Source organism: Frondihabitans sp. OV104 (assembly GCF_057787745.1).
On record NZ_CM173541.1, the window covers coordinates 2,312,391 to 2,324,648 of the forward strand.

At 70.4% G+C, this 12,258-nt stretch carries 10 protein-coding genes; 4 read left to right on the top strand and 6 right to left on the bottom strand.

Features of this window, described 5'->3' with window-relative positions; genetic code table 11:
- Nucleotides 1-194: 194 nt before the first annotated feature.
- A complete protein-coding gene (locus AC3CBB_RS10935) occupies nucleotides 195-2,630 on the top strand; it encodes a right-handed parallel beta-helix repeat-containing protein (RefSeq protein ID WP_123505343.1) in 2,436 nt (811 codons plus the stop codon).
- Nucleotides 2,631-2,738: 108 nt separating this feature from the next.
- Here the strand turns inward: AC3CBB_RS10935 and AC3CBB_RS10940 are convergent, their stop codons facing one another.
- Nucleotides 2,739-3,275: a MarR family winged helix-turn-helix transcriptional regulator gene (locus AC3CBB_RS10940; protein ID WP_199738219.1), complete on the bottom strand. Its 537-nt coding sequence runs from the start codon at nucleotides 3,273-3,275 to the stop codon at nucleotides 2,739-2,741.
- 226 nt (nucleotides 3,276-3,501) lie between these two features.
- Here AC3CBB_RS10940 and AC3CBB_RS10945 point away from each other — a divergent pair, with 226 nt between their 5' ends.
- From AC3CBB_RS10945 to AC3CBB_RS10955, 3 genes are all read left to right on the top strand, one after another.
- Nucleotides 3,502-4,152, top strand: a complete 651-nt coding sequence (locus AC3CBB_RS10945) for a hypothetical protein (RefSeq protein ID WP_123505344.1) — start codon at nucleotides 3,502-3,504, stop codon at nucleotides 4,150-4,152.
- A gap of 197 nt (nucleotides 4,153-4,349) precedes the next feature.
- On the top strand, nucleotides 4,350-5,321 hold the full coding sequence (locus AC3CBB_RS10950; RefSeq protein WP_488624589.1) for a signal peptidase I: 972 nt from the start codon (nucleotides 4,350-4,352) through the stop codon (nucleotides 5,319-5,321).
- Nucleotides 5,318-6,163: a LamG domain-containing protein gene (locus tag AC3CBB_RS10955; protein ID WP_123505346.1), complete on the top strand. Its 846-nt coding sequence runs from the start codon at nucleotides 5,318-5,320 to the stop codon at nucleotides 6,161-6,163. Before AC3CBB_RS10950 ends, AC3CBB_RS10955 begins: the two co-directional genes overlap by 4 nt.
- A 327-nt stretch (nucleotides 6,164-6,490) precedes the next feature.
- On the opposite strand, the gene AC3CBB_RS10960 is transcribed toward AC3CBB_RS10955, so the two are convergent.
- From AC3CBB_RS10960 to AC3CBB_RS10980, 5 genes are all read right to left on the bottom strand, one after another.
- Nucleotides 6,491-7,417, bottom strand: coding sequence for an aldose 1-epimerase family protein (locus AC3CBB_RS10960; protein ID WP_123505347.1), 927 nt, complete (start codon nucleotides 7,415-7,417; stop codon nucleotides 6,491-6,493).
- Nucleotides 7,418-7,454: 37 nt separating this feature from the next.
- Complete coding sequence (locus tag AC3CBB_RS10965) at nucleotides 7,455-8,468, bottom strand: LacI family DNA-binding transcriptional regulator (RefSeq protein ID WP_233579898.1); 1,014 nt, start codon at nucleotides 8,466-8,468, stop codon at nucleotides 7,455-7,457.
- Between the two features lie 7 nt (nucleotides 8,469-8,475).
- Nucleotides 8,476-9,981, bottom strand: coding sequence for an arabinosylfuranosidase ArfA (gene arfA / locus AC3CBB_RS10970; protein WP_123505349.1), 1,506 nt, complete (start codon nucleotides 9,979-9,981; stop codon nucleotides 8,476-8,478).
- 310 nt (nucleotides 9,982-10,291) lie between these two features.
- On the bottom strand, nucleotides 10,292-10,783 hold the full coding sequence (locus AC3CBB_RS10975; protein ID WP_123505350.1) for a CarD family transcriptional regulator: 492 nt from the start codon (nucleotides 10,781-10,783) through the stop codon (nucleotides 10,292-10,294).
- Nucleotides 10,784-11,021: 238 nt separating this feature from the next.
- Nucleotides 11,022-12,248 (bottom strand): Nramp family divalent metal transporter, encoded by a 1,227-nt coding sequence (locus AC3CBB_RS10980; protein ID WP_488624590.1) that lies wholly within the window; start codon nucleotides 12,246-12,248, stop codon nucleotides 11,022-11,024.
- Between the last annotated feature and the right edge of the window lie 10 nt (nucleotides 12,249-12,258).

The window sequence follows — 12,258 nt, forward strand, 5'->3', positions numbered from 1 at the left end:
TGATGACCACTCGGCAATCCCCCATTCTGTCCCCCAGAGCGCCCACACCCTGTCGGGGTCTACCCCGCCCGCGGCGAACCCTGAATACTTGATGACTCATCGGGTTCATGCCCCGTTCACGCGGGCCGGAGGGCCCGATCGCATCGAGATGAACCGCTGAACAGCCCCCGCATCGAACAGATCGAGAGACACCCGTGCCGACAAGCGCCCACCGGAAAGACGTCCCGAGCCGCCGCTCGAAGGTGTTCCCAGCCGCCGGCCTCGTCGTCGGACTCGCGCTCGCCCTGCTCGTCCCCCAGGCGGCCGCCGCCAAGGGCGCCGTGGTGGCCAACGACGGCTTCGGCGGCCGCACGCTCTCGTCGAGCTGGGGCACCGCCAGCCTCGGTGGCGCCTGGTCGCTCTCGAAGTCGGGCTCGACGAGGTTCTCCGTCTCCCAGGGTCGGGGCGTGCTCTCGTCGCTCGCCCGCGGCGCCGCGGCATCCGCGACGCTGAAGAAGCTCTCCCTCCGCGACGTCAACGCCGTCGGGCTGATCGGCATGCCGTCGACGGCGGCCCGCACGTACAACGCCTTCGAGCTGCGCCGCCAGTCGGACGGCTCGCGCTACCGCGGACGCCTCAACGTGATGTCGTCGGGCTCGGCCGTCCTCGCAGTGTCCCGCCTCACGACGTCCGGCGAGACCAACCTCGACACGGTCGCTCTTCCCTTCAAGGTGGCCAAGGGCTCCGAGGTGCGACTGCAGTTCCAGATCACCGGCACGACCGAGGTGCGCATCCTCGGGCGGGCGTCCCTCGACGGCGATGCCGTGCCGGACTGGCAGCTCGACACGACGGACACCTCGTCCAAGCGCATCACGAAGGCCGGCACCGCCGGCTGGTGGCTGTACTCGTCCGGCTTCAACGCCAAGGCCATCTCGTCGACCCTCGACAACTTCACCGTCGTCAGCAACCCCAGCGTGCCCACGGACGCCGACGAGTCGCCGGCCACCACCACGCCCGTCGAGTCGGCCGCGCGCCCCACGCGCGGCTCGGCCGCCGTCGGGACATCCGACTACGCCGTCCCCGCCTCGGGCGCGGTGATCGTCTCGACCTCGGGCAGCGACTCGGGCTCCGGGACCCTGGCCTCCCCGCTGCGCACTGTCGCGGCCGCCGTGTCGAAGGCCACCTCGGGCGACACGGTCGTGATCCGCGGCGGCACCTACAACGAGTCCGTCTCCGTGCCGGCGTCCAAGTCGATCACCATCCAGGCCTACCCTCACGAGGCCGTCTGGTTCGACGGCTCCAAGCGCGTCACGGCGTGGACGAAGTCCGGATCGACGTGGACGACCCCGTGGAGCTTCTTCCCCTCCAGCGTCATCGACGGCATCGCCGACAACCCCGGCTACGTCGACTCCGCCGCGCCTCTGGCCGCGCGCTTCGACCAGGTCTTCGTCAACGGGGCGCAGCTGACCCAGGTCGCCAAGACCTCGCAGGTCACCGCCGGCACCTTCGCAGTCGACTCCTCTGCGGGTACCGTCACCATCGGCTCCGACCCGTCCGGTCAGGAGGTCCGCGTGTCGAACCTCAGCCAGGCCCTCGCCGTGCTCTCTCCGAACTCCACCGTGCGCGGCTTCGGCGTCCGGCGCTACGCGAGCCAGCAGGTCTCCATCGGGGCTGTCCGCCTCGCGGGCGCCAACGTGACGGCACGCAACCTCGTCGTCGAGGACAGCGCCTGGATCGGCCTCAACAACTCCGCCGCCGGCGGCACCCTCGACCACCTCACAGTCGTCCGCTCCGGCCTGCTCGGGATCGGCGTCAACGCCGGCTACGGCTTCGCCCTCACCAACTCCGTCGTCGACGACAACAACTCGTCGCACTTCAAGGCGGCCCCCGTCGCCGGCGGCTTCAAGATCACGCGGTCGCGCGGCGTGACCGTCACGAACAACCAGGTCAACGACAACTGGACGACGGGAATCTGGTTCGACGAGTCGTGCTACGACATCGTCGTCGCCGGCAACACCGCGACCGGCAACACGACGGCCAACGTCGAGCTGGAGCTGTCGCAGAAGGCCATCGTCGCCGACAACGTGCTCACCGGCGGCAAGGCCCCCGTCTACATCCTCAACACCGGCGACGTCCGCGTCTGGAACAACTCCATCGGAGCCTCGACGGTGTTCGGCATCAAGATCCACCAGGACTCACGACTCGCGTCCGACCTGTCGGTGCCGGGCCACGACAAGCAGCGGCCGGTGCCCGACCCCACCGTCCCCTGGGTGACGAAGGACATCGACGTCGAGAACAACGCCTTCGGTGCGGGCACGGGCTTCCAGATCTACGCTCTCAACGCCCCCGCGAAGAAGATCACCATCACGGGCAACCTGTTCAACCGGCGCACCTCGAGGGCGCAATCCGTCCTGGTCGCCTGGGGCTACTCCTCGACCGACCAGTCCTTCACCTCCTACGACAGCCCGGACGCCCTCGCCTCCGCGGTCGACAGCAGGTGGAAGAACCTGCAGACCTCGGACATCCAGGCCCTCTCGGTCATGACGACGCAGATCGCGGCCTCCACCGGCACGGCCTCCCCCATGCCGGCCGACATCGCCGCGGCTGTCGGCGTCCCCACCGGCACGCGCTGGATCGGGGCCGTCGACTAGGTCGCGCTGCCTGCCGGAACCGGCCACCCCGAGTTCCTGCGCCCTCTGCAGACGACGGCGCCACCCGGACCGAGGTCCGGGCGGCGCCGTCGTCGTGTCGGGTCGCGCTCAGTGCGGAAGGACGGGCACGGCCTCGATCGCGTCGGCCGTGGCGGTGATCGCCTCGGCGGTCCGGTCGAGCAGCGCGGTGATGTCGCCGGCCTCGAGCCCGGTGCCGCCCTGCAGAGCACGGGCGATGGCCTCGTGGTACTGCGTGTACATCGTGTCTCTCGCGCGCGCCCCGGTCTCGGTGAGCGAGAGCAGGAGGCTGCGGCGGTCGTTCGGGTTCGGGGTGCGCCCCACGAGGCCCGCACCCACGAGGCGGTCGGTCAGAGCGGTGATGGCGCCGGTCGTGATGTCGAGGTGGGCGGCCAGGAGCTTCGGCGTCGTGTCGCCTCTCTCGCCGACGTGCATGAGGGCGTTGAACTCGAGGGGGCTGAGCCCGACGCTCGCGGCGAAGACGGCACGGAGGCGCCGGTGCGCGGCGTCGGTCTCGGCCATGGCGTGGGCGATCTCGCGGACGACCGGGGTGTCGGCCGACAGGGTCGGCTCGAAGTCGTCGGCGTCGGCTGCGCTCAGCGCGAGCGCTGCGGGATCTCGGGTCACGAGGGTCTCCTGGATAGAGGGGTAGCTCACTTCTGGTGAAAAGTGCGCATCTTTATATTCGCAGTCGGACGGGTGCCGGATTTGCCCCACTAGTGGGGGTTTGTGTCGATGAATGAGTAACCACATCATTGAGTAGCTTCACAATCGAGTAATCAACCAGCTCGCAAAGACCACTCACCAAGCGGCTCGCTGCCGCCCACTACCAGACCACCCAAGGGGTTCCGAAATGTCCAGCAACCTGCACGCCGCGAAGGCCAAGCGTCTCCGATTTGCTCCTCTCGCCATCGCGACGGGCGTCCTCGGAGCGGTCCTCCTCTCCGTCTCCATGTCCGGCACGCTGTCGGGCTTCGTGGCCAGCATCCAGAACTCGACCAACACCACCGCCACCGGCGCGCTGACCATGCAGGAGCAGAACTCCGGTGCCACGGTCACCTGCTCCTCCACCGACGGCGGCACGGTCTCGACCAACACGGCGACCTGCGCGACCATCAACAAGTTCGGCGGCTCGACCACGATGATCCCCGGCCAGACGGTCACCACCCCCATCACCATCAAGAACACCGGCACCGTCACCGCGAACACCTTCACGCTGACCCCCGGCTCCTCCTGCACCCAGTCGAACAACGGCTCGCTCAACGGCACCGCCACCGACCTCTGCTCCAAGCTGACCGTCGTCGTCACGAACACGACCACCAGCGCCACCGTCTTCTCGGGCACCCTGACGGCTCTCGCCGCCGGCGGCGCCATCGCCCTCCCGACGCAGGCCGCCGGCGCCACCACCGGCTTCAGCTTCGCCGTCACCCTGCCCTCCACCGCGGGCAACACCTACCAGGGCCTGGCCGCCTCGCTTCCCCTCACCTGGACCTACTCGAGCTAGTAGGCACAGCCTCGAGCTCGCCCTGCTCCCCGGCGCGAGCCAGCCGCCCACTCGGTCGGCTCGCACCTCCAGCCCGGACCGCCCGGGCACGCATCACCCCGCCATCCCAGCAGCACCGCACCCCGCCATCCCAGCAGCCCTCCCGGGCTCCCACGCCCCTTTGCAGGGCACCCAGGCCCCGGCCGGAAAGTCAGACCATGACGAACGTGACAGAGAGCCTCACCGCCTCTCGCACCGTCGACGCTGACCTTCCGACCGGGGCCCGTCCGCGTCCGCGGCAGAACGGCCGCCAGAAGAGCCAGACCGTCCTGATCTGGCTCGGGGCCGCGGCCGCGGCCGTCCTGGTCGTCCTCGCCCTGATGTTCCACGCTCAGGGCGGGCGCTGGTTCATCGTCCAGACGCCCTCGATGGGCACGGCCGCCCCCGTCGGGACCCTCGTCCTCACCACCCCCGTCGAGGTCGCCGATCTGCACACGGGCGACGTCCTGACGTTCCACCCGCCGACCGAGACCGGCGAGGTCTTCACGCACCGCATCGTGGCCATCGACGCCGACGGGATCTCGACCCGCGGCGACATCAACGGCGCGACCGACCCGTGGCGTCTGCACCAGGCCGACCTCGTCGGCAAGACCACCACGATCCTCCCGATGGCCGGCTCGCTCGTCCGCGCCCTGCCGATCCTCCTGGTCGGAGCCGCCTTCGTCCTGATCGCGACCCGCCTGATCGCGAACCCCGCTCGTCGCATGTCGTTCCGCATCCTGGGCTTCTCGATGCTCGCCTCGCTGACCGTCTACGTGCTCAAGCCGTTCGTCGGCCTGGTCGTCCTGACCACCGCCGCCACGAAGACCGGCGGCGTGAGCGCTCAGATCGTGTCGACCGGGATCCTGCCGATCACCGCCACCGCCAAGGGCGGCACCAGCGTGGACCTCCACGCCGGAGAGGTCGGGACCCTCACCGTCCGCCACATCACCGACCTCGCCCACTACAGCGTGTCGAGCCAGCTGCATCTGACCCTGCCCGAGTGGATCCTGTTCGGAGTCATCTGCGCGATCCCGATGCTGTTCACGTTCGTCGTGGGGCTGCCGTCGGAGCGGGTCGAAGACGGGGAGGCGGCTGCGGCTGCTGCTGCCCTGGCCTCTTCCGCCGACCGCTCAGGAGACGTCGCGTGACCACCCCCTTCCGCGTCGCCGCGATCGTCGGCGCCCTCGCCGCTGCCACGCTCGCCCTCAGCGCCGCCCTCGTGCCCGGCTCGAGCGCCGGCTTCATCGCCTCCGTCAAGAACAGCACCGACACCGCGGCCACCGCCCCCTTCTTCACCTGCGCCGGAGCCCTCGCCAACGACAGCGCTCCCGCCCTCTTCGTCCTCCCGCTGAACGAGGCGTCGAACGCCACGACGGCGACCGACACCGACTCCGGCGCCTACCCCGGCACCTACCGCGGCAGCATGACCACCTCGACGTCCACCCCGCAGGCCTGCTCGCGCGACACCGGCGGCGCGTACGTCCTGAACGGGTCGACCAGCTACGTCTCGACGGCGACGTCGTTCGCGAACCCGCAGACCTTCAGCGAGGAGATCTGGTTCAAGACGACGACGGCCGGCGGCAAGCTGATCGGCTTCGGCTCGTCTCAGACCGGCGCCTCGGGCTCGTACGACCGCCACCTCTACGTCGACACGACCGGCAAGCTCGTCTTCGGCACCTACAACGGGGCCACGAAGACGATCACGTCGACCGCGGCCGTGAACGACGGCGCCTGGCACCAGGCCGTCGGAACCTTCTCCACCGCCGCCGGCATGAGCCTCTACCTCGACGGGACGCTCGTCGCCTCCAACTCGACCTACACGGTCGCCCAGAACTTCACGGGCTACTGGCGCATCGGCTACGACTCGCTCTCCGGCTGGCCGAACGCCGCGGCGAACGGCTTCTTCACCGGGAGCCTCCGCTTCGCCAGCGTCTACACGGCCGTTCTCACGCCGGCGCAGGTCGCGCAGCACTGGAACGCGGGCCGCTAGCGCGGGAGTGCGCGGGGTCGGCGCCGGCGGCCGCGCCGCGACTCAGGCGTTCTGGGCGCGCCCGGGCCAGCCGCCCCGCGTTCCTGCGCCCGCGTGGCCAGAACTCCTGACGCGCGCGCGACCACCCGCCGCGAGCGGCCCGCCCGGGACCGGCGGCCATACGCACCCGACGGCGCCCACTCCCCCACGGCGCCCGCGCGTTCTCGCCGTCGAGAGTGCACTCGTTGTCGCCCATCCGCCCGCCAGCGACAGCGAGCGCACTCTCGGCGCGCTCGCGCCGGCGGCCGCGCCGCGACTCAGGCGTTCTGGGCGCGCCCGGGCCAGCCCCTACAGCGCCGCGATCCGCCACGACGCGGTGTGCGTCGCGCCCGGCTCCAGCCGCACGAGGTCGGTGCCCGACGTGAATGCGTCCGGCGGGCAGGTCATCGGCTCGACAGCGAGGCCGATGCGCGAGATCTCAGGAGCGTCGTCACGATCGGCCGTGTGCACCTGAACCCAGGGCAGCTCGGTTCCCCACGCCATCTCGACGCCGGTTCCGTCGGCTGCGCGCACCCGCACGGCCGCCGTGCCGGTCGCGTCGCGCGCAAGGTCGGTGAAGGCGTGGTCGATGAAGACGTCGTCGATCGCCCGGGCCTTGCGGAAATCGAACTCGGGGTGATCGGCCACGCCGCGCGTCTCAGTCGGGACCAGCCGGTCGGGCGTCACCTCGAGCACGGTCGCCGCCGGGAGCTCGAGCGTCCAGTCGTCGACGTGTCCCGGGCCGGCGATCAGGTACGGGTGCGGCGCGGTGCCGTACGGGGCGGCCGACGTTCCTGCGTTGACAGCCGTGACGGTCGTCGAGAGGCCGTCGTCGCCGAGAGCGTAGGCGACCTGAACCCGCAGTGGGAACGGGTAGCCGTCGCTCGGCACGACCTCGGCCTCGAAGACGGCCTCGCGATCGGTGGCCTCGATGATCTCGAAGCGGGTCCAGACCAGGAGCCCGTGCAGGGCGTGCCCGCGCTTCGGCTCGGTGAGCGGCAGCTGGTACGAGACGCCGTCGAACGCGTAGACGCCGTCGACGACGCGGTTCGGCCAGGGCGCCAGGATCGCGCCGCGGTACGCGGGCCGCACCTCGTCGGCGTCGAACGGCACGACGAGATGGCGGCCGTCGACGGTCAGCTCGCGGAGGGTGGCTCCGACGCTGGCGATCGTGGCGGAGTACGCGCCGTGGGTCAGCACGACCTGGGCTCCGGAAAGGGGTGTGGGGTTCGTCATCGAATGGTGCCGTTCTGGATCGGAGTGGGTGCGGAGATCAGGCTATCGGTGCCGTCGAGGCCCGGACGATCAGCTCGTGGTCGGCGACGACCGACACGAATCCTGATTCCGGCGCCGGGTCGGCGATGCGGGCCACGAGCAGGTCGACGGCGGTGCGCGCGATCTGGGCGCGGCCGGGCGACATGGTGGTCAGGTCGGGGTGCGCGAAACGGGCATCGGCAGTGTCGTCGATCCCCATGACCGCCACGTGCGCAGGAACTGGCAGCCCCCGTCGCAGGACCGCGTACAGCGCCCCCAGCGCGAGTGCGTCGTTGAACCCGAGCACGGCGTCGAAGGCGAGCCCGGAGTCGAGCGCGGCAGCCGTCGCAGCCGCGCCGGCGTCGCGACTCCACGCCGGCACCTCGCGCAGGAGCTCCTGATCGGCCGGCAGCCCCGCGGCGGCGAGGGCGGCCTCGACGCCCTCGCGCCGCAGTGTCGCGGTGTGCGTCGCGATGCCGCTTGCACCCAGCACCAGGATCCGGCGCCGCCCGATCGAGATCAGGTGCTCGGCGGCAGCCCGGGCGACCTCGTGGTCGGCGATCAGGACATGGTCGGCCAGCCCCTCGAACTGCCGTTCGCCGATCACCACGAGCGGCAGCCCGGCACCGGGCTCAGGAAGGTCGTCCGGCCCGAGCGCGAGGGGGTCGACGATCGCGCCGTCGACCAGCTGACGCTGGTCGCCGGTCAGCGCCGCGAGCTCCCGCACGCGGTCGCCGCCGGTCGTCTCGACGAGCACCGTCAGGTCGTGCACGGCGGCCGCGTCGATCACCTCCTGCGCCAGCTCGGCGAAGTAGGCCTGGTCGAGCTCGGGCACGATGAGCGAGATCATCCCCGTTCGGCGGGTGCGGAGACGCCGCGCCGACAGGTTGACGCGGTAGCCGAGCTCGGCCACGGCGGACTCGATCCGCGCACGCGTCTCAGGACGCATGTACGGATAGCCGGTGAAGAAGTTCGACACTGTCTTGACCGAGACGCCGGCCCGGACGGCGACGTCTCGCATGGTGGCGGGCACGGGTCTGCTAGGCCTTCGCCAGGCGCACCACGTTCCAGCTCAGGGGCGGGAGCACGACGCTCAGGACGCTGCCGTCCCAGCTCGCGTCGCCGTTCGCGACCGGGGCGACACTGTCGGACGTGTCGACGGTGACCGTGAGGTACGGGTCGGGGTTGTGCAGCGTCGTCGCCTCGACGAGGCGGACCGAGCCGAACGCACGGGTGTCGACGGCGACGGTCAGCGACTCGGTGAGCGAGCGGTTGATGGCGAAGACCGCCACGTCTCCCGACTCGGGGTCGTGCGTCGCGACCGCGTCGAGCGTCGGGACCTCGCCGAACTTGGCGGTCTCGACCTCGGGCGACTGCAGCTCGACGCGCAGGACGTCGCCGCGCGCGTGGGCCGATGCCTGGGCGAACGGGTGGAAGGTCGTCTGCTTCCAGCTGCGGCCGCCGGTCTCGGTCATGATCGGGGCGATGACGTTGACGAGCTGAGCGAGGCTGGCGCTCACGACGCGGTCGGAGTGCCTGAGCAGCGAGATCAGGAGCCCGCCGACGACGACGGCGTCCGCGACGCTGTACTGGTCTTCCAACAGCACGGGCGCGACCGGCCAGTCGGTCGGGTTCTTGCTCGCCTCGCCGTCGAGGTACCAGACGTTCCACTCGTCGAACGAGATGTTGATGCGCTTCTTCCGCTTCATGGCGGCTCGGGTGTGGTCGACGCTGGCGACGACGTCGTCGATGAAGTGGTCCATGCCGACGCCCGAGGCGAGGAAGCTGCCGAGGTCGCCGTCCTTCTCCCAGTAGTAGGCGTGCATCGAGATCAGGTCGACCTCGTCGTACGTCTCCTCGAGCACCTCGCGCTCCCAGGTGCCGAAGGTCGGCATCTCGGCGCCGGAGCTGCCGCAGGCCACCAGCGTGAGGTCGGGGTCGACGAGGCGCATCGCGCGCGCCGTCTCGGAGGCGAGGCGGCCGTACTCCTTCGCCGTCTTGTGGCCGATCTGCCACGGGCCGTCCATCTCGTTGCCGAGGCACCAGAACTTGACGTCGTAGGGGTCGGCCGAGCCGTTCTTCCTGCGGAGGTCGGAGTGGAACGAGCCGCCGGCGCCGTTCGTGTAGTCGAGAAGGTCGACGGCGTCCTGAACGCCGCGCGTCCCGAGGTTGACGGCCATCATCGGCTCGACGCCGGCCTTCTTGGCCCAGCGCATGAACTCGTCGACGCCGACGAGGTTCGGCTCGGTGGAGTGCCAGGCGAGGTCCTTGCGCACCGGGCGGTCGGCGACGGGGCCGATTCCGTCTTCCCAGCGGTAGCCCGAGACGAAGTTGCCGCCGGGGTAGCGCACGGTCGAGATGCCGAGCTCGCGAACGAAGTCGATGACGTCGCCGCGGAAGCCGTCGGCGTCGGCCGTCGGGTGGCCCGGGTCGTGGATGCCGCCGTAGACGCAGCGGCCGAGGTGCTCGACGAAGGTGCCGAAGGTGTTGCGCGAGACAGGCGCGACCACGAAAGACGGGTCGAGGGCGAGGCGGGCGTGCGGCATGTGATCTCTCCTAGGGGTTACATCGTTGTAACGGCTATCTTCTACAACGATGTACTACCGAGTCAAGGGGGCGCAGGAACTCGGCCCCGCCGCGGCCCGCGTCGACGCGCGCTCAGCCCCGCGGCCCCGCCGGCCCCGCCGGCCGCCGCGGCCCGCGCCGCCGCGCGCTCAGCCCCGCCGAAGCGGCACACCCCCGCCGTCGTATCGGAGGGGCCGTGCCGATTCGACGGGTGCGAACGACACGACACCCCGCCGAAACGACGAAGGCAGGCCCCGCGGGGCCTGCCTTCGTGCGGATCGTGCGGGGGTGTCAGACCGTGACGGTCGCGAGCACCTCGTCGAGGAGCGCGGACGCCTCCTCGTCGGTGGACTTCTGCGCGAGCGCCAGCTCGGAGATGAGCACCTGACGGGCCTTGAGGAGCATGCGCTTCTCGCCGGCCGAGACGCCGCTGTCCTGGTCGCGGCGCCACAGGTCGCGGACGACCTCGCTGACGCTGTAGACGCTGCCGCTGCCCATCTTCTCGGTGTTGGCCTTGAAGCGGCGCGACCAGTTGCCGGGCTCTTCGACGTGGTCGCTGCGAAGCACGTCGAACACCGCCTCGACGCCCTTGGCGTCGATGACGTCGCGGACGCCGACCAGATCGACGTTGTCGACCGGGAGCTCGATCATCAGATCGCTGGCGTGGACGTTCAGGGTGATGTATTTCTTCTCAGCGCCCTTGATGGTGCGGGTCTTCACCGCGGTGATCGTGGCGGCGCCGTGGTGGGGGTACACGACGGTCTCCCCTACTTCGAAAATCATCTAGTCGTGCCTCTGTTCTCTTTACGTATCGTGAAGCGGCTTTAGGCCGATGGCACTTCTCGTCGAGAGTGCGGACCAATGCCGGGCATCATCTCGGCAGTCTTACTATTCTACCCGATTCAGGGGTTGTATGATGCCGCGGTTCTGGCCACCCGTGCGCCGACGGCGAAACGCCTCTCGGCAGCCGCACCCGAACGCGCCAGCCACCTGCCGCATCGGGCTCGCCCGGCCTCGCCCGTCAGCCCAGGACGAGCACCAGCAGCACGACGTTCAGGCCGATGAGCGCGACCGCGGCCACAGCGGCCATTGCCGACGTCCACCACCGGTTCGCGAGGTCGCCCATGATCGCCTTCGACGCCGTGAAGATCACCAGCGGCACGATTGCGAACGGGATTCCGAACGAGAGCACGACCTGGCTGATGACGAGCGCCCAGGTCGGGTCGACGCCGAACGCCAGGAGGGCCAGCGCGGGCAGGAGAGTGACGACTCGGCGGTAGAGGATCGGCACCCGCACGTGCAGGAGCCCGTGCATGATCTCCGAGCCCGCGAAGGCGCCCACCGACGTCGATGCCAGCCCGGAGGCGAGCAGCCCGATGGCGAAGAGCGTCGCGACGACCGGTCCGAGGTTGGCCAGGAGCGCCTGGTACGCGCCCTCGAGCGTGTCGGTGCCGGCCACCCCGCGCAGGGTTCCGGCGGCCACGAGCAGGATCGCGACGTTGACCGTGCCGGCGACGACGAGCGCGATCGTCACGTCGATCTTCGTCGCACGCAGCAGGCGCGGCTTCGTGACGAGCGTCCCGTCGAACCGGTCGCGGGCGAGAGCGGAGTGCGCGTAGATCGCGTGGGGCATGATCGTCGCGCCGAGGATCGACACGGCGAGCAGGACCGACTGCGATCCCTCGAACCTCGGCACGAGGCCGCCGGCGACGCTCGCCCACTGCGGCGGGGCGACGACCAGGCCGGCGCAGAAGCCCACGGCGATCAGCACCACCATCGAAGTGACGACCCGCTCGAAGACCTGGGCCCGGCCGCGGCTCTGCAGCAGGAGCAGGCAGAGCGAGACGATTCCGGTGAGGAGCCCGCCGATCAGGAGCGGGATGTCGAACAGGAGCCCCAGCGCGATGGCGCCGCCGATCACCTCGGCCACGTCGGTCGCCATGGCGACGACCTCGGCCTGCAGCCAGTACGCCCGACGCAGCCACGCGCCGGGAAGCCGGCGTCCCAGGATCTCGGGCAGCGAGGCGCCGGTGGCGATGCCGAGCTTCGCCGACAGGTACTGGATCAGCCAGGCGGTGGCGTTGCCCGCGATGACGACCCACACCAGCAGATAGCCGAAGAGCGCGCCCGCGGTCATGTTGCTGGCGACGTTGCCAGGGTCGAGGTAGGCGACGCCCGCGACCAGGGCGGGCCCGAGCAGAGCGACGACGCGCTGCTGCGCCGGAACTCGTGTCGCTTCGATGGTCATTCGGCCTCCG